Here is a 22,974-nt window from a genome sequence, read left to right as displayed (position 1 = left end):
GGGCGATTCAGGCGGTGAGGACTGCGACGACTGCTTCGGCGGTCGAGGTGGCGGACTGCGGGTTCTGGCCGGTGACGAGGCGGCCGTCGGTGACGGTCTGCGGGGTGAAGTTCGCGGCCGGGTGATGGATCGCGCCGCGAGCGGTCAGCGCGTCGGCGAGCAGGAACGGGACGACCTCGGTCAGACCGACCGCGGCCTCCTCGGCGTTGGTGAACGCGGCGACGTTCTTGCCGTCGACCAGGTGACGGCCATCGGACAGGGTCAGGTTCACCAGTGCCGACGGGCCGTGGCAGACGGCCGCGACCACGCCGCCGTCTTCATAGATGCCCGCGGCAAGCGATGCCAGCGCCGCGTCGTTCGGGAAGTCCCAGACGGTGCCGTGCCCGCCCGCGAAGAAGATCGCGTCGTACGCCGAGGCGTCGAGGCCGGCCGCGGCCGGGGTGTGCTCCAGGTCGATCGAGGCGAGGAACTTCTGCTGGATCGGGTCGTCCTCGTCCAGCCCGTCGATCGGCGGACGGCCGCCGGCGACGGAGACCAGGTCGACGTCGAAGCCGGCGGCGGTGAAGACGGACCACGGCTCGGCCGCCTCGGAGGCGTAGAAGCCGGTGGTCCGGCCGGTGTCGCCGAGCTGGGAGTGACTGGTGAGAGCGATCAGTACGCGTGTCATGGCTTCATGATGCGAGCGCCGAGGCATCGGAGACCAATAGGAATCTGCGCGGTATGCCATAGGATTTCTGATATGAGCCCGTCCCTCGACCTGCTTCGGACGTTCCTGGCCGTGCATCGCGCCGGCTCGATCACCGCCGGCGCGGAACTGCTCGGACTCTCCCAGCCGACCGTGACCGCGCAATTGAAGACGCTCGAATCCACGCTCGGCCGGCCGCTGTTCGAGCGGCTCGCCCGCGGCGTGCGGCCGACCGGCGCCGGCGACGAACTCGCCCGCCGGGTCGCCGATCCGATCGACGCGCTGCACGGCCTGCTGCTCGACGAACTCGCCGCACCCACCGCGACCACCGTCCATCTCGGCGGCCCGTCGGACTTCCTCTGCGCCATGGTTCTGCCGTCGCTCGCCGAGCGTCTCGCGGACGGACTCCAGGTCCGGGCGACGTTCGGCCTGCCCGACGACCTGCTGGACCGGCTCGTCGACCGCAGCCTCGACCTGGTGATCAGCTCGACCCGGCCGCGGCGCGCCGGCGTCCGCGCAGCACCCTTCTACGACGAGACTTTCGCGCTCGTGGCAGCGCCGAAGTGGTCTGCCGGTACGCCGACCGGCTCACCGGAGCGGCTGCGGAAGATCCCCCTGATCGCGTACGCCGAGGAGGCGCCGATCATCCGCCGCTACTGGCGAACCGTCTTCTCCACCCGCCTGACCCGGACCGCCGACCTCGTCGTACCGGACCTCCGCGGCGTCCTGGCCGCGGTCCGCGCGGGAGCGGGCGCGAGCGTGCTGCCGACGTACCTGTGCGACGAGGCCCTGGCCGCAGGCGAACTGGTCCTGCTGTCCGATCCCGAACTGCCGCCGCTCAACACCCTCTACCTGGCAACGCGGTCGGCCACCGGACCGAACAACCCGGCCACCGTGGTGCGCGACCGGCTGCTGCGAACCTTCGGCTGACCCGCCCGCCCGAACAAGTCCTGACTACCGGAGCATCAGGACCGCGGCGGTGACGCCGGCCACCACGATCAGGGCGCGGAGCAGGCCGCTGGGGAGCCGGCGGCCGATGTGCGCGCCGACGTACCCGCCGGCGACCGATCCGGCCGCGAGCAGCACGATCGCGGTCGGGTTCAGGTCGGCGACGAACACGAAGATGATGCTGGCCACGAGGTTCGCGGCCAGCAGGGACAGCGTCTTGAGCGCGTTCGCGACCCGCAGCTCGAGGTCCAGGCCGAGGCCGAGCACCGCCATCATCATCACGCCCGCACCGGCGCCGAAGTACCCGCCGTACACACCGGTCATCGCGGCGAAGAACGTCGTCGCCGGCGTCATCGTCGCCCGCGTCTCCGGCGGAGTCCCGCGCCGCGACCGCAGCCGGCGGGAGATCCACGGCTGGACGCCGACGACCAGGCAGGTGAACAGGATCAGCCACGGCGCGGCCGCCGCGAAGACCCCGGGCGGCAGGGCGAGCAGCAGCGCCGCGCCGCCGATCGCGCCGATCGCACACGTCAGCACCACGGCGATCGTCGTCGGCCGGGACACCTCGCGCAGCTCCCGCCGGTACCCGAACGAGCCGCTGAGCGCGCCGGGCAGCAAGCCGATCGTGTTCGAGGCGTTCGCCACCACCGGCGGGATCCCCAACGCGATCAGGGCCGGGAAGCTGACCAATGACGCGACACCGACGGTGGATGTGAGCACGCCGGCGCCGAGACCGGCCGCGACGATGGCCAGATGCTCCGCACCGGTCACGTCCTGTCCCGCATGACGCCGGCATCCAGCATGATCTCGGGCGACTCCATGGCACCAGCTTATTGACGACCGGCAGCGGCCGGGCAGACGGTCGGTCCGGGACGCTGTTTACGCAAACAGACCGACTCGGCCCGATCATGGGCCCACGACGGCACAGACGTCAAGAGGCCGGCACCTCCGGGCCTCGAGCACGCGCACCGATCCGCCCAAACACCAGCAAATCAAGGGCTTCTCGAACTGAACCGGATCAGTCGAAATTCCCGGGCACGGGCTCTTGACGCCGGATCGACAGGGGCGCTCTAATCATCGGCACCTTCTGTTCACGTAAACATTCTTGGCTCTCCGGAGGTAACAATGACCCCGCCCGCCAACGTCTCCCGCCGCGCCGTGCTCGGCGGAGCACTCGGTCTGGCCGCCGCAGGGGTGCTGGGCGCCTGCGGCTCCAACAAGGGAACCGGAGCTGCTGCCACTGGTGGTGGCGGCAGCAAGGTCTCGCTCAGCCAGTGGTACCACCAGTACGGCGAGAAAGGGACGCAGGAAGCAGCGAAGAAGTACGCCGCCGAGTACACCGACGCGGCCGTCCAGATCCAGTGGATCCCCGGCGACTACCCGGCGAAGCTGTCCAGCGGCCTCTCGTCCGGCAACGGGCCCGATGCCTTCGAGGGCCACCTCGAGCGCTCACTGGTCAGCTCCGGCCAGGTCGTGCCGCTCGACGACCTGATCGCCGACGTCAAGGACGACTACGCCGAGGGCGACCTGGCCGCCAACTCGATCGACGGGAAGCTCTACTCGATCCCGATGATCAACGACCCGCAGATGCTCTACTACCGCAAGAGCCTGTTCGAGGCGAAGGGCATCAAGCCGCCGCAGAGTCTCGACGACCTGATCGCGGCCGCGAAGGAACTCACCGACAAGTCGGTCAAGGGCCTGTTCGCCGGCAACGACGCCAACAACACCGGCGGCGGCCTGACCACGGCGGCGATCTACTCGACCGGCGGCCGGTTCCTGACCGCCGACCACAAGATCGGCTTCGACCCCGCCAAGGTCGCCGAGGTGCTGCTGAAACTGCGCAAGTTCGCCGCGGACAAGAGCCTGCTGCTCGGTGCGCCGACCGACTGGTGGGATCCGTCGGCGATCAACCAGAATCTCTGCGCGATGCAGTGGATCGGCATGTGGGCGGTGCCCGGGATGTCGACCGCGCTCGGCGCGGACGAGATCGGCGCGTTCCCGTTCCCGGCCGCGGCCGGCGGCAAGCCGGCGGTCGTCTCCGGCGGCTGGTCGGCGTTCGTCAGCGCGAAGTCCAAGAACATCGACGCCGCGAAGGCGTTCACCAAGTGGCTGTGGGTGGACAAGACCGACCTGCAGGAGGACTGGTCGCTCAGCTACGGGTTCCACATCCCGCCGCGGAAGAGCCTGGCCGCGAAGGCCTCGAAGCTCCAGTCCGGCCCCGCGGCCGAGTCGGTCAAGCTCAACACCGACTACGGGGTCCAGGGCGACCCGAACTGGACACCCGCGATGAGCACCGCGCTCACCGACGCCGTCACGCGAGTGATCGGCAAGGGCGGTGACCCCGAGACCGAGCTGGCCGGCGCGGTGAAGAAGATCAACACCGAGCTCAGCAAGATCTTCGGCTGATGTCGCAGCAGACCACCACTGCCGCACAGGTGCGCCCGGTCGGCGGGCGCACCTCGAGCGCGCGCAGAACGCGGGCGATCCACGGGCAGCGGCGCGCGTTCTGGCTGTTCATCGCGCCGTTCCTGATCGGGCTCGTGGTCTTCGTCTACTTCCCGATCGCCTGGAGCGCGTTCCTCAGCTTCTTCGACGCCCAGGGCACCGTGACGCCGACCAAATTTATTGGCCTGGGCAACTACACCGCGATGCTGAGCGACAAGGCGTTCGTCTCCTCACTCGTGACGTTCACCGCGTTCGCCGTCCTCATCGTTCCGACCACCTTCGCGCTGTCGCTGTTCCTGGCGGTACTGGTGAACCGGGTCCGGGTGGCGCGGGCGTTCTTCCGGTCGGTGTTCTTCCTGCCGACCGCCTGCTCGTACGTCGTGGCGTCGCTGATCTGGAAGCTGTCGATCTTCAACGGCGTCCGGTTCGGGATGGCGAACACGTTGCTCGGCTGGATCGGCGTGGAACCGGTCAGCTGGCTGGCCTCGCTGGATCCGCCGTGGTACTGGCTGGTCATCGTGACCGCGCGGCTGTGGCTGCAGGCCGGCTTCTACATGATCCTGTTCCTGGCCGCGTTGCAGAACATCAACCCCGAGCTCTACGAGGCCGCGTTCGTGGACGGCGCCAAGCCCGGCTGGCAGGTGTTCCGGCACATCACCCTCCCGCTGCTGCGGCCGACCTCGATCTCGGTGCTGCTGCTGTGCCTGATCGCGGCGTACCAGGCCTTCGACGAGTTCTACAACCTGCTCGGCGCGGTCGAGTACGCGCGCCCGCCGCTGGTGTACCTCTACCACCTCGCGCTCGGCAGTCAGCAGAACTTCGGCCTCGGCAGCGCGGGCTCGCTGATCCTGGCCGCGATCATCGCCGTCGTCACCGTGCTGCAGGGCAAGCTCCTCGGCTTCGGCAGACCCAGCGACTAGGAGACTCCCATGGATTCCCATCAGCCGCAGGCCGTCGGCTACCGGCGTACTCTCGCCGACCGGATCGCCAATGGCGCCGGGACGGCCGTGCTGCTCGTGATGACGTTGCTGTTCCTGGTTCCGTTCTACCTGCTGATCAGGAACGGACTGGCCAGCACCAAGGACATCACCGCCCCGGGCTGGACGTTCTTCCCCAAGGACATCCAGTGGCACAATCTGGCGGACCTGTTCAGCGACCCCGAGATCCCGATGCTCAGCTCGCTGCGGAACTCCGCGGTCGTCGCCGTCCTCACCACGGCCGGCACGCTGCTGGTCAGCTCGCTGGCCGGATACGCGCTGGCCCGGATCAACCACCCGCACAGCAACAAGATCTTCTACGCCGTGCTCGCCACGCTGATGATCCCGGGCGCGGTGACGTTCGTGCCGAGCTTCGTGATCGTGTCGTGGCTCGGGTGGGTCTCGGACTACCGCGGCCTGATCATCCCGTCCCTGTTCAGCGGCTTCACCGTCTTCCTGTTCCGCCAGTACTTCCTCTCGTTCCCGAAGGAGCTCGAGGAGGCGGCCCGGATCGACGGCCTCGGGTACGGCGGCACGTTCTGGCGGATCGTCGTACCGAACTCCGGGAACTTCATCGCGGCGATCGCCGTGATCACGTTCATCGCGAGCTGGAACTCGTTCCTCTGGCCGCTCGTCGTGGCCCAGGACGAGAGCGCCTGGACCGTGCAGGTCACGCTCTCGACCTTCGTCACCGCGCAGACCATCAACATCCCGCAACTGTTCATGGCGGCAGCCGTCTCGATCCTGCCGCTCGTCCTGGTCTTCGTCTTCCTGCAGCGGTATCTCGTGCAGGGTGTGGCCCAGACAGGCCTGAAAGGTTGAGAACCCTGTGAAACGAAGAACTCTCTGGGCGGGTGTGCTGCTGGCGACGGTCGGGCTCAGCCTCCTGACGTCACCGGCCAATTCCGCCGAACCCACCGCGAACACCTCCTTCCGCCCCGGTCAGCCCTGGCTGGACACGAGCGGCAAGGTGATCCAGGCCCACGGCGGTCAGATCGTGCCGGCGACGGACGACGACGGCCGGCGCATCTACTACTGGTACGGCGAGGACCGCAGCAACGGGTACTACGACAGCCCGGGCGTGCACCTGTACTCGTCGTACGACCTGTACAACTGGAAGGACCAGGGGCTCGCCCTCCGCGCGATGAACTCCCCCGACCAGTTCGCGAACGATCCGTACTTCGCGAAGCTCTACAAGAAGTACACGCCCGCGCAGAAGGACGTCGTCTGGCGCGACCTGTCCACCAACAGCGTCCGCACCGATGGCTGGTCCCGCCCGTCGATCCTCGAACGCCCGAAGGTGATCTACAACCAGGCGACCGGCAAGTGGGTCATGTGGGTGCACTCCGACGGCCCGTCGTCGCCGACCAGCACGTCGACGTACGCGCGCGCCGAGGCCGGGGTGGCGATCGCCGACTCGCCGAAGGGCCCGTTCCGCTGGATCGACTCGTACCGCCTGAACCGGGTGCCGAGCGACTCGGTGCCGTGGTGCGGCAGCGGGTCGGCGTTCGACCCGGCGGGCGGGATGGCGCGGGACATGAACCTGTTCGTGGACGACGACGGCGCGGCGTACATCATCTACTCGTCCGAGGAGAACCGGACGATGTACGTCTCCAAGCTGAACAGGTCGTACACGTACCTGTCCGCGGCGCCGGAGAATGCCGTCCAGGGCCAGGACTTCGTCCGCACGCTGGCGTGCAACCAGCGCGAGGCGCCGGCGATGTTCAAGTCCGAGGGCACCTACTACCTGGTGACGTCAGGTGCCACCGGCTGGGATCCGAACCCGGCACGCTACGCGACCTCGCAGAACGTCCTGGGGCAGTTCACCGATCGCGGTGTCCCGATCAGCGGTGACGGCGCGGCGACCACGTACCACTCGCAGAGCACCAACGTGATCCCGGTCGACCAGAAGCAGAACAAGTTCGTGTTCATGGGTGACCGGTGGACGCCGAACGACCTCGCCAACGCGCCGTACGTCTGGATGCCGATGAGGTTCGGCGAAGGCGGCGCGCTCAGCATCGGTCCGGACACCGAGTGGACGCTGCGAGACCTCACGCCGTACACGCGCTGGACCGTCACGAGCACGATCCCGGACCACGTCTGGCTCGGCGACACCAGCACGCTGCCCGCCGCCGTCACGGTGACGACGGCCTCGGGATCACAGCAAGTCGCTGTCACCTGGGACGCGGCGAGCATCGCGCAACCGGGACCGGCGACGCTGCGCGGCACGCTCGCGGACGGCAGGACGTTCACCCGATCGGTCGTGGTCGTACCGCACGGTCTGCGGTACGCCGTGAACGCCGGCGGGACCGCGACGCCCGACTGGACCCGCCTGACACAGGTCGCGTCGACGGAGCAACCACTGCTCAACTCGGCGCCGGAGCAGCCGCTGGGCACCGATGCCGTGACCGACACCCAGTGGGGCTACACCGGTTCGAGCGCTCCGGCAGGCACCGGTGACCTCTACACCACCTTGCGGTACGCGAAGAACCACGAGCCGCTGGTCTACACGTTCGGAAACCTCGAGCCTGGCACGTACACCGTCCATGCGGGCTACTACGACCCGTGGCCGTGGGCCAACCGCGCGGCCGAGGTCTCCGTCAACGGTTCGGTCGTCGACCAGCAGCGCTTGTTCACCGCGACCGGTGTGGCGGCGACGTACGGCGGGATCACGGTCGGGGCCGACGGAAAGCTCACGGTGACGATCACTCCGACCCGCTCCCCCGACATCCAGGTCAGCTGGCTGATGGTGGCTCGCGGTAACTGACGCCCGCCTATGCTGATGCCATGTCGAGCGAGGTCAAAGGCGCGCGCCGCGGCGCCAAAGGGCACCCGAAGTCGGGACCGTCCATCGGCGACGTGGCGCGGCTGGCCGGGGTGTCGTCGCAGACCGTGTCCCGCGTCTCCACGGGCTCGGAGCCGGTCCGGGCCGAGACCCGGGAGCGGGTGCTGGACGCGATGAGGCAACTGGGCTACGCACCGAACCTCGCCGCCCGGGCCCTGCGCCAGGGCAACTTCCGGTCGATCGGCCTGATCGCTCACCAGGTCATCCGCACGGGTGAGTCGAAGACGATCGAGGCAGTGATCGAGGCCGCTCGCCGGGAGGGCTACTCGGTGAGCCTCGTCGACGTCGAGACCCCGTCGTCGAGCGACGTCAGCGAGGCGGTCCAGCACCTCAGTCACCAGGCTATCGACGGCCTGATCATCATCCGCGCCGAGACCGCGACACCGGCCGCGCTGGCGCTGCCGCCGACGCTGCCGGTCGCGGTGTCCGACTCGCGGTTTATCGGGCACCATCCGGCCGTCGGAGCCGATCAGGCCGGCGGCAGCCGGGCCGCAGTCCAGCACCTGCTGGATCTCGGGCACGCGACCGTGCACCACATCGCGGGGCCGAGCGACTCCGGCCCCGCGGACCTGCGGGCGACCGCGTGGCGGCAGACGCTGACCAGCGCCGGCCGCGAGGTGCCGGAGGCGTTCGTCGGCGACTGGTCGGCGGAATCGGGCTACCGGATCGGCAGCAGCATCGCCGGGCGCGACGACGTGACGGCGGTCTTCGCGGCGAACGACGAGATGGCCGCCGGCCTGATCCACGCGCTGCACGAGGCCGGCCGCCGGGTGCCCGACGACGTGAGCGTGGTCGGGTTCGACGACATCGACCTGGCCGCCCACCTCTGGCCGCCGCTGACCACGGTCCGGCAGGAGTTCCACCAGATCGGCCACGACCTGGTCGAGGTGATCATGCGGCAGCTCGGCGGCCGCGAGCAGCTGACCGGCTACCACGGCACCGTGCCGGCGCCGCTGATCGTCCGGCAGAGCACGGCCGCGCCACGCCCGCGCCGACGGACCCGGCGCTGAGCACGGCACCGATCCACGGTGGACATTCGTGACGTCTTCAAGTTACCGTCGCTGACGACAATGTTTACGTAAACAACGTTGCCGGCACGGCTCGACAAGAGATGAGAACCCATGCCTGACTTCGCCATCGGTGAGTCCGACTTCCTCCTGGACGGCCGGCCCTTCCAGATCATTTCCGGTGCGCTGCACTACTTCCGGATCCACCCGGACAGCTGGGCCGACCGGATCGAGAAAGCCCGGCTGATGGGGCTCAACACCATCGAGACCTACGTCCCCTGGAACCTGCACAGCCCGCGTCCGGGCGTCTTCGACACCTCCGGCCTGCTCGACCTCGGGCGCTTCCTCCGCGAGGTCGCGGCCGCCGGGCTGTACGCGATCGTGCGGCCGGGCCCGTACATCTGCGCGGAGCTGGACAACGGCGGGCTCCCGGCGTGGCTCTTCCGGGACAGCAGTGTCGGCGTCCGCCGGTACGAGCCGGGCTTCATGTCCGCGGTCACGCAGTACCTGCAGCACGTGCTGGAGATCGTCCGCCCGCTGCAGATCGACCAGGGCGGCCCGGTGCTGCTCGTCCAGGTCGAGAACGAGTACGGCGCCTTCGGCGACGACCAGACCTACTTGAAGGCCGTGGCCGAGGTCATCCGGGGCGCGGGCACGACCGTTCCGCTCGTCACCGTGGACCAGCCGACCGACGCGATGCTCGCCGCCGGCGGACTGGACGGCGTACTGCGGACCGCTTCGTTCGGGTCGCGGGTTCCGTCGCGGCTGGAGGCGCTGCGCAAGCACCAGCCGACAGGGCCGCTGATGTGCATGGAGTTCTGGGACGGCTGGTTCGACTACTGGGGCGGACGCCATCACACGACGTCGGCGGCCGAGGCCGCGGCGGAGCTGGACGCGCTGCTCGCGGCCGGGGCGTCGGTGAACATCTACATGTTCCACGGAGGCACGAACTTCGGGCTGACGAGCGGGGCCAACGACAAGGGCGTGTACCGCGCGACCGTGACGTCGTACGACTACGACGCACCGCTCGACGAGGCCGGGAACCCGACCGAGAAGTACCACGCGTTCCGCGAGGTGATCTCGCGGTACGCCCCGGTGCCGGACGAACTGCCGGCGATCCGGCCGCCGGCCCGCGAGTTCGGCGTCGCGCTGGCCGATCCCATCGGGCTCCTGCAGGGCTGCGGCGGCGCCTGGTCCGAGCACGCCGCGCTGCCTGCGCTCGACGACCTCGAGGCGCGGCTGGCGATCTTCCGTACCGAGCTGCGCGGGGGCGGGCCGGCGTTGCTGACCTTCGGCGAGGTCCGTGACCGTGTCCAGGTGTTCCTCGACGGTGCGCCGGTCGGTGTCCTGGAGCGGGAACGGCACGAGCGGGCGATCATGCTCCCGCACACGCGCGGGCGGCTCGAGCTCGTCGTCGAGGACCAGGGCCGGGTCAACTACGGACCCCGGATCGGCGAGCCGAAGGGGCTGATCGGCCCGGTCCGTCTGGGCGCCGACGAACTCACCGGCTGGACGGCGTGCGTGATCGACCTCGACAATCTTCCGCGGCTGTGGGATTCCGCCGGCCCGACGCCGTCCGCGCTCGGCATCGGGCCGACCGCGTGGCGCGCGACGTTCGAGACCGACGGCGAGTCCGACCTGTTCCTGCGAACCGATGCCTGGGGCAAGGGTCTCGCCTGGGTCAACGGCTTCTGCCTCGGCCGGTACTGGCGCCGCGGCCCCCAGGAGACGCTCTACGTACCGGCGCCGCTGCTGGCGCCGGGGACGAACACCCTCGTCGTCCTCGAGCTCGACGTCATGGACACGCCCACGGCAACCTTCACGGGCTCCGCGTCGCTCGGGTTCACCGACCTCTAGCCGGTCTTCCGGACGGTGAGCTCGAACGTCGTCAGCGCCGACGCGTCGATGGCGAGCCGGTGGACCTCCGGCCCCCACACGGCACTGAGCAGGTCGTCGTCGACAGGGCGGCGTTCGAGCGTTCCCGCGCCGAGTTCCGCGTTCCACGTCAGCGCCGCCACGGCACCGGACAGGGCCTGGACGACGAGTTCTCCGGGCCGCTGTCGTTGCGGCGTACCGGCGATCACGAAGTGCTCCACGAGTACGTGTCCGGCCGGCCACGTGTCGACGACTCGTACGGCGCCCGCGTCGAGCGTGGCCTTCCGCCGTACGGCGCCGTCCGGCAACGTCAACGCGAACGAGGTCCCCTCTCGTACGTCGATGTGCGTGGCCTTCGAGTCCGCGCCGGGTGACTGCTCCTGGCCGTCGACCAACGGGACGTTGTGCCAGGCGCTGCGCACAACCCACTGCTCGTAGCGCCGCGGCGAGAACGAGATCGCCGTGTAGGTCGGCTGACCGAGATCGATCAGCACCGGCGACGAATCGACCGCAGCGATGAACGAGCCGACATCGTTGTGGTTGTGGTTCTCGTCGTTGTGGCCGCCCTTGACGGCCAGGGCCAGGCCGGCGTCCCGGGCGACGAACAGCTGCGTCTGCGGAAGCCAGGTCGAGCGCGGAAGCCCTGCGGCACCAGGCTTCGCGGCCCACCAGTCGCGGTCGAAGAGAGCCAGGACCAGCCGCCCGAGGCCGGGCTGTGGCGTCGGCAGTTCGTTCCGATGTGTTGCTGCGAACGCCGTCACGTCGTCGTCGCCGATCCGGCGCCCCCAGCGGTGCAGGACATGCCATGGCTGCTGTGTGCTCGGTCGCGCGGGACCGTCGCCGACGTTCACGAACCAGCCGTCGCCGAGCGCCATCCGGCCCGGGTACCGCGCCAGCTCGGCGAGCGGCGGAACGCCCCACGGGTCGAACGCGCCGGCGGTGATCCGGTCGAGGAGTTCGAGAGCGGTCGCCAGACGGGCCGGGCCGTTCCACCAGTACGCATAGCCTTCGTCGCAGCCGCCGTCGGACGGCATCGCGTCCAGGTACCGGCTGAGGCCTTCCACGACCAGGTCGACGAGTCGCAGTTGCCGGTCGGCGTCGGGTTCGAGCAGCAGAGCGGCACTCAGGATGTGGCCGTGGATCCACGGGTTCCAGTTGTGCAGCCGGCCGTCCAGCCCGAGCCAATGCCAGTCGCGGCGCTGCAGGAACGGTACGAAGACACGGACCCGTGCCTCGCGCCGCAGGCGATGACGCAGGCCTGGCACGCGATCGTCGAGGGCAGGTCCGAGGACAAGATCGGCCCAGGCGAGGACCTCGACGGTCTCGGCCGCGCCCAGGTCGACGTACGGATCGTCCGGATCGGCGACGACCTCGTTGCGTGCCGAGGCGAACGACTCGTGCGCGGCCCAGCACCAGGTGGTCTGCTCACACAGCAGCTGCAGTCCGTCGGCGGCGTGGTCGACCCACGACTCCTCACCAGTGGCAGCAGCCGCCGCGACCGCTGCCGCCGTACGGCGACGCAGCTCACCGACCGGCTCCTCGTAGGCAACCCGCACGCCGTCACGCCAGTAGCGCGCGAAGTCCGAGAGCAACAGGTGCGGCCAAGGCTGCGCGCGGTCCTTCTCCGCCTCCCCCAGCAGCGCGGCGACAGCCTCGTGATCCAGGGCCTCCCACGCGGCCCGCTCGCCGATGTCAGGTACGCCGAGCCGCGCTGCGGCAGCCCCGACGGCCGACCGGCGTACCTCGTCGGACAGGGACTGCCACCGCTGCATCAACGACGTCACCAGGACACCGTATTAGGCGACCCCACGGTGGTGGGTGGCTCGGTAGTGGGTGGGGGGCATGGTCTTGTGTTCGCGGAAGCGGCGGTTGAAGTTGGCGAGGTTGTGGTAGCCGCTGCGGGTGGCGATCTCGGTGATCGGGAGCGAGGTGGTCGTGAGCAGGCGGCAAGCGGTCTCGACGCGCAGCTGGTTGACGTAGTCGGTCAGCGTGCAGCCGAGCGCGCGGCGGAAGAAGCGGCTGAACGACGTCGGTGCCATGTGGACGAGCGCGGCGACCTCGTCGAGTACGACCGGCTCGGTGTGCGCCTGCTGCAGGTGCCGGCACACCACGTCGACCCGATCCCGTACGGCGGTGCTCGGCGCGGCGGCGTACCCGGCTCCGGTGATCGGTGTCGCCGTCGCGCCGGCGGCGAGACGCTGCAGTATGTCGAGAAGCCGCACCGTCTGGTCGGCCGGCGCGAGTCGGGGAAGAGCAGCGATGTCGGCGTGCAACTCGTGGCGGCCGAAGTACAACCCACGGGCCGAGCGGCTCAGCAGACTCTGGACGGCGGCGAACTGCGGGAGCTCGAAGAAGCGGGCGCCGAGGAAGTCGTGCCGGAACTGTGTCACGGCGGCCTCGGACGGCTGATCCGACGCGTACGTGTGCGGCAGATCGGGCCCGAGCAGCACGAGATCGCCCGGCAGGTACCCCTCCACATCGGTACCCACGTACCTCGTCCCGGATCCCGCGGTGATGAGGGTGAGCTCGTACTCCCGGTGGAAGTGCCAGGCGAAGCCGAACGACCGCTCGCGCCTGGTGAAGCACGTGAACGTCGTACCGCTCGGGACTCCCGGCCGCTCGTAACGCGGGTTCATCGGCACAGTCTAGGAGGACAACTGAGTACCGGAACCGGTCATCAGCGGCGTAGCACCCCGAGGGCCGGGGTTGGAATCGTGGAGGCCATGACGACCACCGACCTCTCCGTCGACGAGCTCGATACGCCGTACGACGGTCTGCCGCCGACCGCCACCGCCGACTTCAACCGCGACGGGTTCGCCCACCTGTCCGGCGTGCTGAGCCCGGACACCATCGCGAGGTACGAGCCGACGATCACCTCCGAGGTGATCCGGCTCAACACCCAGGGCCTGCCGCTCGCCGAGCGGGACACGTACGGCAAGGCGTTCCTGCAGGTGACGAACCTGTGGCAGCAGAACGAGCTGGTGAAGGAGCTCGTGTTCTCCCGCCGTCTGGCCGGTATCGCGGCGCAGCTGCTCGGGGTGCACGCCGTCCGGCTGTATCACGACCAGGCGCTCTACAAGGAGCCGAGCGGCGGCATCACCCCGTGGCATGCCGACCAGTACTACTGGCCGCTGTCCTCCGATCGGTGCGTGACGATCTGGCTGCCGCTGCAGGAGACGCCGCGGGAGATGGGGCCGCTCGCGTTCGCCCGCGGCAGCCACAACTTCGCCTTCGGCCGCGAGCTGCCGATCTCCGACGAGTCCGAGGAACAGCTGAAGAACGCCGTGGCCGAGCAGAACTTCGAGGACGTCGTCGAACCGTTCGCCCTCGGTGACGCGTCCTTCCACCGCGGCTGGAGCTTCCACCACGCCGGCCCGAACCGCGGCACCCAGCCCCGGCGCGTGATGACCGTCATCTACATCGACGCCGACATCCGCGCCGCCGCCCCGACCAACAACAACCAGCACGCCGACCTGGCCAACTGGATGCCCGGCACCACCCCCGGCCAGATCCCCCGATCCCCCCTCAACCCGATCCTGTACGACACCGCCGGCCCCCAATAGCGGGAGCGATGGGGAACCCGCTGGTGTTTGCTGGTGTGGGCCCCCAAACAGCCCACAAAATAAGGGGATTCCAGCTCGGAAACTGTCGGTAGCACCGTCTAGAGTCAATGCCATGGAACTTCTAGGCGAGCGGCCGGCGTGGTCGATGAGTGGCAGCGAACTGCTGTCCACCCTCGACTCAGTCGAGGCTGAGCTCGCCCGCCTGGAGGCCTACCGGCTGAGCGTGGTCGCCGCGATCGAGTCCACTGGGTATGCCGCTGAGCTCGGTGCCCGCGACACCGCGGAGTTGCTGCGGTTCCGGTACCGGCTGGACGGCCCGGCCGCCCGCCGCACCCTCCGGCTGGCCCAGACGGCCACGCAGTACCCGGCCGTGGCGGCCGCCCTCGAGCGGACGGCCTCTTCCGCAACCGCCGACGCCACCGACGACAGCGGATCGAGCGACGGCGTACCCGGGGACGGTGGCTGGTTGGTGCGGCCGGCGCAGGCGGCCGCGATCGTGTTCGGGCTGGACCGGGTGCGGTCGCGGGTGCCGGTGGGGGATCTGGACGCGGCGGCGGAGCAGCTGGTCGGGCTGGCCGGTCACCTGTCGCCGGGTGAGCTGCGCACCGCCGCGAAGGAGATCGCCGATCTGCTGGACTCCGACGGCCCCGAACCCGAGGAGCAGAAGGCGTATGAGCGGGAGTCGCTGACGCTGTCGGCTGCGGACAACGGGGTGAAGTTCAAGGGATTTCTGGCGAACGAGAACGCCGAGCTGCTGCGGGCGGTCGTGCATGCCGGGGCCCGCCCGCACAAGACCGTCGACGGCGAACACGACCCGCGGCCACGGGACAAGCGCCAGGCCGACGCGCTGTCCACCGCCCTGGGCATCGCCGCCGCCGCGTGGGACACCACCGGCCCCACCACCGGCCCCACATCCGGCCCCGCCACGGGCACCGAGGGCACCGCGAGCACCGCGGACACCGCTGGCGCCGCTGGCGCCGCGGGCGCAGGTGGTCGGGTGGCCGGGTACGGCGCGAAGGCGACCATCACGGTCACGATCGACCTGGACGACCTCAAGGCCGCCACCGCGGACGCGGTCGGGCGGACCGTCTACAGCGGCGGGCTGTCCGCGGCCACGATCCGGCGGCTGGCCTGTGACGCGAACATCATCCCGCTGGTGCTCGGCTCCAACTCCGAGCCGCTCGACGTGGGGCGCCGGGTGCGGCTGGTCACCAAGGCGATGCGCCGCGCCCTGGACGCCCGCGACCGCGGCTGCGTGGTCTGCGGAGCCCCGCCGATCATGTGCGACGCCCACCACCTGAGCTCCTGGATCGACGGCGGCCACACCAAAGTCGACAACCTCGCCCTGCTCTGTCGCCGCCACCACACCGACCTGCACAGGGGCCGCTGGCACCTCACCATCCTCGACGGCATCGTCCGTGTCGCCCGCCCCAGCTGGGCCGAACCCGCACCCACCCCCGCCACAGCGCGACGCACCGCACCGCCACACGCCCAGCCACGACGTACGGCGTCTCCCGATGCCCGGGCCCGACGTACGGCACCACTGGACGCCGACGCACCGCGTACAGCACTGCCCGACGCCCACCCTCGACGTACGGCGCTGTCCGACGCCCAAGCTGGGCGCGCGGCATCGCTGGATGCCGGGCCGCGGCGTACGGAACCGCCGGGCGACGGCCGGGCTGGACTCGCGGTAGCCCCGGATGCCGAGGCAGCCGGCAGCGGGGAGAGCATCCCGGACCGCTCGCGCTGGAGGGCCGACGAGGCTGTTCTCCAGCAAGCGGCTGCCTTCGCAGCCACCGGGTAGCCGGCGGACAACACCTCCTCACCGCGGGCCTGCGGGCAGGAGGCTGTTGTGCTGCTCCCGGTCGGACAGAGCGAGGAGTCCTTTCAGCGCCTCCGGCAGCGTGTGATTGTCCTGCCACCCGGGCGAACCGGCGCAACTGGATGGAGTACGACACCGCGGCCCGGGTCGTCGACCAAGCGACGCAATCGTCCATCAGGGACGGATCCGGCTGGCGCGTCAGCCCTCGCGCGGCCATACGCACCCCGCGATCTCGTCGAGTGGTCCGTAGCGGTAGCCGGGCGTGCCGGCGGTACATGCGTATTGCCACTCGGCCTCGGTCGGCAGGCGGCAGCCGGGCGACGACCGATCCCACGCAACCTGCTCGCCGTCGATCGCGTACGCGGGCGGCAACAGGGCGTCCGACGACATCTGGTTGCACAAGGCAACGGCGTCGTACCAGCTGACCCCCTGAGCGGCACGCCGCCCCGTGCGACCGGGTACGGGGCGAGCTGGACGGTGTCGTGGGGCCTTGGTTCTGTACCGCTCCTGGCGAACGCGGAACCGGCCCACCAAAGGGGCGGAACTCAGCTGCTTGAAGGCGCTGTGTTTTGTACGAGACGGTGGCAGGGCCGGCGTACCAGGTGTAGCTGTCGAGCACGGGTTCCAGCCGCGCTCGCTGGTCGCGCGGCGGTCGGGTCGGCAGACGGCGACAGGTGTCGACAAGGCCGGCAGGGTGCCGTCGACCAGTGCCTCGCGGTTGACGAACACGCTGGTCGACTCGGGTTCGTACAAGCAGAGGACTTGGTCGGGCAGCGGCATGGTCGGTCGGCAGATGCCCGACAGGGTCGGCCGGCTGACGCCGTGCAGGACCCAACGCTCGGCGGTTGGCCCGGCGTCTACAGTCGGCCTTCGAGGACCCGAAAATGCCGCTCACCAGTTCAGCGCGTTCTGACACGCTGACGGCACAGAGAACCTCCAGCCGGCCACTGAAGGGAGCCACCGCTCTGAGCTCGGCCGCCCTGCTCTTCTTTGATCTTCGCCGTCAGTCGAGGAGGTTGTCGACGATGGTGGTCATGCGGTCGACCGGGATGGCGAAGCCGATGCCGATGTTGCCGGAGCGGGTGGCGCCGAGGGTGGCGATGGCGGTGTTGACGCCGACGACCTGACCGGCGGCGTTGACGAGCGGGCCGCCGGAGTTGCCGGGGTTGATGGCGGCGTCGGTCTGGATCGCGGTCTGGCGGGTGCCGTTGTCGCCGAAGCGGGCCTGGCGGTCGACGGCGCTGACGATGCCGGCGGTCACGGTTCCTTCCAGGCCGAGTGGGGATCCGACGGCCAGCACAGGGTCGCCGACCTGGAGTTGTGCGGACCGGCCGAGCGGGAGCGCGCGCAGGGCCGCGGCGTCGGCGGACGCGACCTGGAGTACGGCGACGTCGTTGTCCTCGTCGGCGCCGACGACTCGCGCGTCGACGGTACGGCCGGTCGACAGGACCAGTGACACATCACTCGCTCCTTCCACGACATGGGCGTTCGTCACCACACGGCCTTGCTGGTCGACCGCGAAGCCGGAGCCGGTCGCGCGTCCTGCCCGGATCGAGACGACGCCCGGCAGGACACTCGCGGCGGCCGCGGTGATGGAACCCTGGGCGGCCGCCGGAGGTGCTGACGACTGCTGGAGACCCGTCGCGGGCTCACGGCCGCCGGTGAAGGCGCCGGCGAGTCCACCGGCGGTGATGGAGAGGGCGAGCGTGCCGATGACGAACCCCGCTCGACGCCGACCGCCGCCGGACCGAACGCCCGGCTGAGCAACCGGAGGCGCAACCGGCGGAGCGACCGGCGGGATGAGTGGTGGGGCCGTCACCCCGGCCTGAGGTGCCGCTGCCGGAGAGGGGGATGCCGGAGCGGGGGCCGGGGCGACGGAGCTGGGGGGCGGACCGGGGACGTAGTCCGGTCCGCGGAACGGGTGGCCCAGATGTGGAGGCATAGGTGGCTCCTGATCAAGGAAGGCGGGAGAACCAGAGCAGCGAGGCCAGCGCGGCCAGCAGCGCCGCCGCCAGGGCGATCCCGGCGACGAGGTTGGTGATCTCGCGCGGCTCGGTGGTCCAGCCGATGGAGGACTGGAGGTCGGAGTAGACGTCACGCAACTGCTCGTCGCTCTCGGCCTCGTAGAAGGACCCGTCGGTCGCGTCCGCGAGACCTTGCAGTGCCTCGGTGTCCGCGGGAACCGGGATCTCACGTCCTTCCAGGTTCACGGTTCCGTCCGGCGTGCCATAGGCGATCGTCGACACCGGTACGCCGGCCTGCGCGGCCGCCTCGGCCGCCTGGTCGACCGGGCTGCCCGCGGTGTTGCCGCCGTCGGACAGCAGCACGATCCGGCTGGGCGGCGGATCGTCGGGATCGATCGTCCGCACCGCCTGCAGGCTGGTGAGGACGGCGTCCCCGATCGCGGTCGAGTCGCTGAGCTGCAGGCTGTTGATCGCGTCGACGGTCGCCTGGTGGTTCGTGCTCGGCGCCGACACCACGGTCGCGGTCCGCGCGAACGACACCAGCCCGACGTTGAACTTCTCCGGCAGGTCCCGGACGAACTGGACCGCGGCCTGCTTCGCGACCTCGAACCGGTTCGGCGCGACGTCGGTCGCCGCCATCGAGTTCGAGATGTCCATCGCGACCAGGACGGTGGCGCGCTCACGCGGCACCCGGAGGTCCGCGACCGGCCGGGCGATCGCGATCGTCAGCACGGTCAGCGCGGCGAGGAAGGCCGCGGCCGGCGCGTGCCGGCGCCAGCCGGGCCGCTTCGGGGCGACCTTCTCCAGCATCGGAAGGGTCGCGAACCGGACGGCGTACTTCGTCCGGCGGCGCTGGGCGATCAGGTACGCCGCCACGAGCGCGGCGACCAGCACCAGCAGCCAGAGCCACAGCGGTTGCTCGAATCTCATCTGGTCCTCACAGCAGTCGGGTTCCGCCGGACGCCGGCCCGGCGGCGCGCGGTGGTGAAGGCGGCGACGTCCCGGACCCAGTCGGTGTCGGTGCGCAGCACGAGATGCGCCGCACCGGCGGCCCGGATCGCCTGGGTGGTCTGTTCGCGGTGTGCCGCCATCGCGTCGGCGTACCGGCGGCGGAGTCTGCGGCTGGACGTCTGGACTTCGCGGCGTCGTCCGGTCTCCGGGTCGACGAGGGTGAGCAGGCCGACCTCGGGGAGTTCCAGTTCGCGGGGGTCCAGCACTTCCACGGCGATCACCTCGTGCCTGGCGGCCAGCCTCCGCAGGGGATCCGCCCAGCCGGTTTCGTGGAAGTCCGACACGATCAGGCGCATCCCCGGCCTGCGATGTTCGCGGTCGAGGCGACTGATCGCACGACCCAGATCTGTCCCGGGGAAGGCGCCCGGTTCGGGTCTGGGGAGCGTGAGGAGAGTACGGAGGGTACGGCGGAGTTGGACCGCGCCCGCGGCGGCCGGGAGACGGCGGAGATCGTTGCCTTGGGCAATCCGTACGCCCAGGCGGTTGCCGGGGCGGTCGGACAGGAGCCCAACCGCGCCGACGATCGCGACCGCCAGATCGCGTTTCTCGCTCAGCGCGGTGCCGAAATCCATACTCGCGGACGCGTCCAGCAAGGCCCACGTCTCCAGCTCGCGCTCCGCCAGCGGTGCCCGGACATGGGGTTCCAGCGAGCGGGCGGTCACGTTCCAGTCCATCCGCCGTACGTCGTCCTGGCCGGGCTGGTACGGACGCGCCTCGTTCGGTTCGCTGCCGGGACCGCTGCGCAGGCCGGTGATCTCGCCGTGCAGGAAGCCTTCCAGCTTCCGCTTCACCGTCAGCTCGAGCGCGCGCAAGGCCCGCTCCCGCCCGGTCAGCAGGTCGGTCATGCCGCCGAGCCCTGGGCGTCGTCGGAGGGCACCACGTGCGGCTGCTCGATGGTGTGCAGGATCCGCGTGACGACCGACCGCGGATCGACCCCGTCGGCGAGCGCGTCGAACGTGAGCACCAACCGGTGCGCCATCACGTCCAGCGCGACGTCGTACACGTCGGCCGGCAACACGTAGTCCCGCCCGCGCAGCAACGCCAGCGCCCGCCCGGCCGCGACCAGTCCCAGCGTTGCCCGCGGGCTGACGCCGAACTCAAGCACGCCGGCCAGGTCGTGGATCCCGTACTGCGCCGGCACCCGGGTCGCGTGCACCAGGCGGACGACGTACTCCGCCACCGCGTTGTGGACGAACACGTCGTCCGTTGCCTCCTGCAACTGTGCGACCTGCTCCGGGGTGAGGACGGCGTTCGCGTGCGGCCGGTGCGCGCTCATCCGCTGCAGGATCGTCAGCTCCTCCATCGGGGTCGGGTAGTCCACCGTGATCTTCAGCAGGAACCGGTCCCGCTGCGCCTCCGGCAGCGCGTACACGCCGTCGGACTCGATCGGGTTCTGGGTCGCGAGCACCAGGAACGGCTCCGGCAGCCGGTACGACGTACCGCCGATGCTGACCTGGTGCTCGGCCATCGCCTCGAGCAACGCGGACTGCACCTTGGCCGGCGCCCGGTTGATCTCGTCGGCGAGGACGAGGTTCGCGAACACCGGGCCGAGCTCGGTGTCGAACCCCTCGGTGGACGGCCGCCAGATCCGGGTCCCCATGATGTCGCCGGGCACCAGGTCCGGGGTGAACTGCAGCCGGGCGAACCGGCCGCCGATCACCTCGGCCAGAGTGCGCACGGCGAGCGTCTTGGCGACGCCCGGCACGCCTTCCAGCAGGCAGTGGCCGCGGGCAAGCAACCCGACGAGCATCCGCTCGACGAGCTGGTCCTGCCCGACGACGACCCGTTTCACCTCGAACAGCGCGTGCTCCAGCGAAGCGGCTGTCGCCGCGCCCCGCGGAAGATGCGGCTCGGTCATGCGTTCCCGGCCGGGTTCTGCTCGGACTGCGAAGGCTGCTGCGGCGGCTGCGACGGCTGCTGCGACGGTTGCTCGCCCTGGCCCTGCCCACCCTCGCCCTGACCGCCCTGCCCGTTCTTCTCGGGGCAGTCCTGCGACCGCTGCGACGGTGATGGCGTGGTGTCGCCGTCCTCCACCGTCACGTACCCCTGCTCCGGGGCGGGGTCGTTTCCGGCGGCGTACGCGATCCCGCCCGCACCGAGCGCCGCAACCGCCACCGCACTGCCGAGGACCAGCCGTTTGACCGGGAGTTTCATCAGGTTCTCCTTCGATTCGCCTGGCCACAGCTCATCAAGCAGGCGCGAAAACGACCGGAAAGCGGACCGAAAGCCCGCCGAAAGCGCGGGCCGGACCGGCGCGGGTTCCCGGCTACCTTGGGTGCGTGCGACTACTTGTGGTGGAGGACGAGGAAGGCCTGGTCAGCGCGCTGCGCTCGGGACTCGGCCGGGCCGGGTACGCCGTCGACGCGGCCACCACCGGCGCGGAGGCGATGGACAAACTCGCGAGCACGCCGTACGACCTGGCGATCCTGGACATCACGCTGCCGGACACCAGCGGCCTCGACCTGTGCCGCGCGGTCCGCCGCGGCGAGATCGAGGTGGCGTCGGGACGGGAGCTGCGGGTGCTGATGCTGACCGCGCGCGCCTCGCTGGCCGACCGCGTCCGCGGCCTCGACGAAGGCGCCGACGACTACCTGACCAAGCCGTTCGCGCTGGTCGAGCTGCTGGCCAGGATCCGCGCCCTGCTCCGCCGCGACGTCACCAACGGCACCACCCAGCTGCACGTCGGCGACCTCGTCCTGGACTCCTCCCGGCACCTGGCCACCCGGGCCGGGCGCGAGCTCCCGCTGACGCTGAAGGAGTTCGGCATCCTGCGGTACCTGATGTCGCGCCCCGGCCACGTGATCTCGGCCGAGGAACTGCTCGAACACGTCTGGGACGAGAACGCGGACCCTTTCACCCAGACCGTCCGGGTGACCGTCGGCACCCTGCGTCGCAAACTCGCGCGCGAGGGCGAGGAACCGATCCTCGAGACCGTCATCGGCCGCGGCTACCGCCTCAGGAGTGACACATGAAGCTCCCGCTCTGGGCGCAGACGATCCGGTTCCGCCTGACCCTGACCTATTCCGCCGTGCTGATCGCACTGTCCGCGCTGCTGCTCGGCGGCGTGTACCTCGCGCTGTCGCAGATCCTCGAGCCCAAGCCGCTGGACTCGATCGAGGTCCAGAAGTACTACAAGGACGCACACGGCGAGTTCCACCTCAAGCCCGGCCAGGTGATCCAGGCCGCCGAGCTGTCGAGCGTGCAGTCCGCGGTCAACTACCAGACGCTGCAAACCCTGCGGAACTACTCCGCGGCCGGCATCGGCGCGCTGTTCCTGGTCAGTCTCGGCACCGGCTGGTGGCTGTCGGGCCGAGTCCTGCGTCCGGTCCGGCGGATCACCGCCACCGCGCAGGAGATCTCCGCGACCGATCTGTCCCGCCGGATCGCCCTGCAGGGTCCGCACGACGAGCTGCGCAACCTGGCCGACACCGTCGACGGCATGCTCGGGCGGCTCGAGACGGCGTTCCTGGCCCAGCGTCAGCTCGTCGACGACGCCTCGCACGAACTGCGCAATCCGCTCGCCGTGATCCAGGCGAACGTCGATGCCGTCCTCGCGCACGACGACACCCCGTCGGACGACCGTGCGCAGGCCACCGCGATCGTCGGTCGCGCGATCCAGCGGATGACGCGGCTCGTCGAGGACCTGCTCGCCTCCGCGCGCCGGTCGTCACCGGCGTTCGTCGACGCCGACGTGGACCTCGCCACGATCGCGGGCGAGGCCGCCGAGGAGTACGAACTGCTCGCCGCCGACCGCGAGCTCCGCGTCGTACGGCGGCTCGCGCCCGGCCCGGTCGCCGCCGGGGACGCGTCGGCGCTGCGCCGGGCGGTCGAC

21 protein-coding genes are annotated in these 22,974 nt (G+C 70.2%); 11 read left to right on the top strand and 10 right to left on the bottom strand.

Annotated elements, in window-relative coordinates; all coding sequences use genetic code 11:
• Positions 1–7: 7 nt before the first annotated feature.
• The gene (locus ACWEOO_RS41025) at positions 8–667 is read right to left on the bottom strand and encodes a type 1 glutamine amidotransferase domain-containing protein (protein ID WP_452147664.1); all 660 of its coding nucleotides are present in this window, start codon (positions 665–667) and stop codon (positions 8–10) included.
• 72 nt (positions 668–739) lie between these two features.
• Between ACWEOO_RS41025 and ACWEOO_RS41020 the strand changes: the two genes are divergently transcribed.
• Entirely contained in the window at positions 740–1,615 is an 876-nt protein-coding gene (locus ACWEOO_RS41020) for a LysR family transcriptional regulator (RefSeq protein ID WP_452147663.1), read from the top strand.
• Between the two features lie 24 nt (positions 1,616–1,639).
• On the opposite strand, the gene ACWEOO_RS41015 is transcribed toward ACWEOO_RS41020, so the two are convergent.
• Positions 1,640–2,404 carry a sulfite exporter TauE/SafE family protein gene (locus tag ACWEOO_RS41015; protein ID WP_452147662.1) on the bottom strand — a complete coding sequence of 255 codons (765 nt, stop codon included), beginning with the start codon at positions 2,402–2,404 and terminating at the stop codon, positions 1,640–1,642.
• 354 nt (positions 2,405–2,758) lie between these two features.
• Between ACWEOO_RS41015 and ACWEOO_RS41010 the strand changes: the two genes are divergently transcribed.
• The 6 genes from ACWEOO_RS41010 to ACWEOO_RS40985 all read left to right on the top strand — a co-directional run bounded on the left by ACWEOO_RS41010 (position 2,759) and on the right by ACWEOO_RS40985 (position 10,764).
• A complete protein-coding gene (locus tag ACWEOO_RS41010) occupies positions 2,759–4,039 on the top strand; it encodes an ABC transporter substrate-binding protein (protein WP_452147661.1) in 1,281 nt (426 codons plus the stop codon).
• A complete protein-coding gene (locus ACWEOO_RS41005; protein ID WP_452147660.1) occupies positions 4,039–4,998 on the top strand; it encodes a carbohydrate ABC transporter permease in 960 nt (319 codons plus the stop codon). The genes ACWEOO_RS41010 and ACWEOO_RS41005 overlap by 1 nt, the downstream gene beginning before the upstream one ends.
• Positions 4,999–5,007: 9 nt before the next feature.
• Positions 5,008–5,877, top strand: coding sequence for a carbohydrate ABC transporter permease (locus tag ACWEOO_RS41000; protein ID WP_452147659.1), 870 nt, complete (start codon positions 5,008–5,010; stop codon positions 5,875–5,877).
• 7 nt (positions 5,878–5,884) lie between these two features.
• Positions 5,885–7,822, top strand: a complete 1,938-nt coding sequence (locus ACWEOO_RS40995; RefSeq protein ID WP_452147658.1) for a family 43 glycosylhydrolase — start codon at positions 5,885–5,887, stop codon at positions 7,820–7,822.
• Positions 7,823–7,842: 20 nt separating this feature from the next.
• Positions 7,843–8,910, top strand: coding sequence for a LacI family DNA-binding transcriptional regulator (locus ACWEOO_RS40990; protein WP_452147657.1), 1,068 nt, complete (start codon positions 7,843–7,845; stop codon positions 8,908–8,910).
• Positions 8,911–9,021: 111 nt separating this feature from the next.
• Positions 9,022–10,764, top strand: coding sequence for a glycoside hydrolase family 35 protein (locus ACWEOO_RS40985; protein ID WP_452147656.1), 1,743 nt, complete (start codon positions 9,022–9,024; stop codon positions 10,762–10,764).
• On the opposite strand, the gene ACWEOO_RS40980 is transcribed toward ACWEOO_RS40985, so the two are convergent.
• Together ACWEOO_RS40980 and ACWEOO_RS40975 are read right to left on the bottom strand one after the other, a co-directional pair.
• On the bottom strand, positions 10,761–12,566 hold the full coding sequence (locus ACWEOO_RS40980) for a heparinase II/III domain-containing protein (RefSeq protein ID WP_452147655.1): 1,806 nt from the start codon (positions 12,564–12,566) through the stop codon (positions 10,761–10,763). The genes ACWEOO_RS40985 and ACWEOO_RS40980 overlap by 4 nt on opposite strands.
• Before the next feature lie 12 nt (positions 12,567–12,578).
• Entirely contained in the window at positions 12,579–13,418 is an 840-nt protein-coding gene (locus ACWEOO_RS40975; RefSeq protein ID WP_452147654.1) for a helix-turn-helix domain-containing protein, read from the bottom strand.
• A gap of 87 nt (positions 13,419–13,505) precedes the next feature.
• Between ACWEOO_RS40975 and ACWEOO_RS40970 the strand changes: the two genes are divergently transcribed.
• Both ACWEOO_RS40970 and ACWEOO_RS40965 read left to right on the top strand, forming a co-directional pair.
• Positions 13,506–14,345 (top strand): phytanoyl-CoA dioxygenase family protein, encoded by an 840-nt coding sequence (locus ACWEOO_RS40970; RefSeq protein ID WP_452147653.1) that lies wholly within the window; start codon positions 13,506–13,508, stop codon positions 14,343–14,345.
• A 112-nt stretch (positions 14,346–14,457) separates the two neighbouring features.
• Entirely contained in the window at positions 14,458–16,149 is a 1,692-nt protein-coding gene (locus ACWEOO_RS40965; protein ID WP_452147652.1) for a DUF222 domain-containing protein, read from the top strand.
• A gap of 216 nt (positions 16,150–16,365) precedes the next feature.
• Here ACWEOO_RS40965 and ACWEOO_RS40960 read toward each other — a convergent pair whose 3' ends face one another.
• The 6 genes from ACWEOO_RS40960 to ACWEOO_RS40935 all read right to left on the bottom strand — a co-directional run bounded on the left by ACWEOO_RS40960 (position 16,366) and on the right by ACWEOO_RS40935 (position 21,296).
• Positions 16,366–16,947, bottom strand: coding sequence for an SUMF1/EgtB/PvdO family nonheme iron enzyme (locus ACWEOO_RS40960; protein WP_452147651.1), 582 nt, complete (start codon positions 16,945–16,947; stop codon positions 16,366–16,368).
• Between the two features lie 223 nt (positions 16,948–17,170).
• Positions 17,171–17,986 (bottom strand): S1C family serine protease, encoded by an 816-nt coding sequence (locus ACWEOO_RS40955; RefSeq protein WP_452147650.1) that lies wholly within the window; start codon positions 17,984–17,986, stop codon positions 17,171–17,173.
• A gap of 136 nt (positions 17,987–18,122) precedes the next feature.
• The gene (locus ACWEOO_RS40950) at positions 18,123–19,061 is read right to left on the bottom strand and encodes a VWA domain-containing protein (protein WP_355691376.1); all 939 of its coding nucleotides are present in this window, start codon (positions 19,059–19,061) and stop codon (positions 18,123–18,125) included.
• The gene (locus tag ACWEOO_RS40945) at positions 19,058–19,987 is read right to left on the bottom strand and encodes a DUF58 domain-containing protein (RefSeq protein ID WP_452147649.1); all 930 of its coding nucleotides are present in this window, start codon (positions 19,985–19,987) and stop codon (positions 19,058–19,060) included. The genes ACWEOO_RS40950 and ACWEOO_RS40945 overlap by 4 nt, the downstream gene beginning before the upstream one ends.
• On the bottom strand, positions 19,984–21,000 hold the full coding sequence (locus tag ACWEOO_RS40940) for an AAA family ATPase (protein WP_363709258.1): 1,017 nt from the start codon (positions 20,998–21,000) through the stop codon (positions 19,984–19,986). The genes ACWEOO_RS40945 and ACWEOO_RS40940 overlap by 4 nt, the downstream gene beginning before the upstream one ends.
• The gene (locus ACWEOO_RS40935) at positions 20,997–21,296 is read right to left on the bottom strand and encodes a hypothetical protein (RefSeq protein ID WP_452147648.1); all 300 of its coding nucleotides are present in this window, start codon (positions 21,294–21,296) and stop codon (positions 20,997–20,999) included. Before ACWEOO_RS40935 ends, ACWEOO_RS40940 begins: the two co-directional genes overlap by 4 nt.
• Before the next feature lie 125 nt (positions 21,297–21,421).
• Between ACWEOO_RS40935 and ACWEOO_RS40930 the strand changes: the two genes are divergently transcribed.
• Entirely contained in the window at positions 21,422–22,114 is a 693-nt protein-coding gene (locus ACWEOO_RS40930; RefSeq protein ID WP_452147647.1) for a response regulator transcription factor, read from the top strand.
• Positions 22,111–22,974, top strand: an 864-nt coding sequence (locus ACWEOO_RS40925) for a histidine kinase dimerization/phospho-acceptor domain-containing protein (protein ID WP_452147646.1), incomplete at its 3' end; no start/stop codon positions are given. The genes ACWEOO_RS40930 and ACWEOO_RS40925, both read left to right, overlap by 4 nt.

Source organism: Kribbella sp. NPDC004138, from assembly GCF_053603655.1.
The sequence above is the reverse complement of the archived record's forward strand: the minus strand, read 5'-3'. Positions and strand labels throughout refer to the sequence as shown.

Bases quoted from the DNA above. Each gene is read 5' to 3' on its own strand.
- ACWEOO_RS40935 (WP_452147648.1), bottom strand. From the start codon at position 21,296: ATGAAACTCCCGGTCAAACGGCTGGTCCTCGGCAGTGCGGTGGCGGTT.
- ACWEOO_RS41010 (WP_452147661.1), top strand. From the start codon at position 2,759: ATGACCCCGCCCGCCAACGTCTCCCGCCGCGCCGTGCTCGGCGGAGCA.
- ACWEOO_RS40970 (WP_452147653.1), top strand. From the start codon at position 13,506: ATGACGACCACCGACCTCTCCGTCGACGAGCTCGATACGCCGTACGAC.
- ACWEOO_RS40990 (WP_452147657.1), top strand. From the start codon at position 7,843: ATGTCGAGCGAGGTCAAAGGCGCGCGCCGCGGCGCCAAAGGGCACCCG.
- ACWEOO_RS41005 (WP_452147660.1), top strand. From the start codon at position 4,039: ATGTCGCAGCAGACCACCACTGCCGCACAGGTGCGCCCGGTCGGCGGG.
- ACWEOO_RS40950 (WP_355691376.1), bottom strand. From the start codon at position 19,061: ATGAGATTCGAGCAACCGCTGTGGCTCTGGCTGCTGGTGCTGGTCGCC.
- ACWEOO_RS41025 (WP_452147664.1), bottom strand. From the start codon at position 667: ATGACACGCGTACTGATCGCTCTCACCAGTCACTCCCAGCTCGGCGAC.
- ACWEOO_RS41000 (WP_452147659.1), top strand. From the start codon at position 5,008: ATGGATTCCCATCAGCCGCAGGCCGTCGGCTACCGGCGTACTCTCGCC.
- ACWEOO_RS40965 (WP_452147652.1), top strand. From the start codon at position 14,458: ATGGAACTTCTAGGCGAGCGGCCGGCGTGGTCGATGAGTGGCAGCGAA.
- ACWEOO_RS40960 (WP_452147651.1), bottom strand. From the start codon at position 16,947: ATGCCGCTGCCCGACCAAGTCCTCTGCTTGTACGAACCCGAGTCGACC.
- ACWEOO_RS40985 (WP_452147656.1), top strand. From the start codon at position 9,022: ATGCCTGACTTCGCCATCGGTGAGTCCGACTTCCTCCTGGACGGCCGG.
- ACWEOO_RS41020 (WP_452147663.1), top strand. From the start codon at position 740: ATGAGCCCGTCCCTCGACCTGCTTCGGACGTTCCTGGCCGTGCATCGC.
- ACWEOO_RS40975 (WP_452147654.1), bottom strand. From the start codon at position 13,418: ATGAACCCGCGTTACGAGCGGCCGGGAGTCCCGAGCGGTACGACGTTC.
- ACWEOO_RS40945 (WP_452147649.1), bottom strand. From the start codon at position 19,987: ATGACCGACCTGCTGACCGGGCGGGAGCGGGCCTTGCGCGCGCTCGAG.
- ACWEOO_RS40940 (WP_363709258.1), bottom strand. From the start codon at position 21,000: ATGACCGAGCCGCATCTTCCGCGGGGCGCGGCGACAGCCGCTTCGCTG.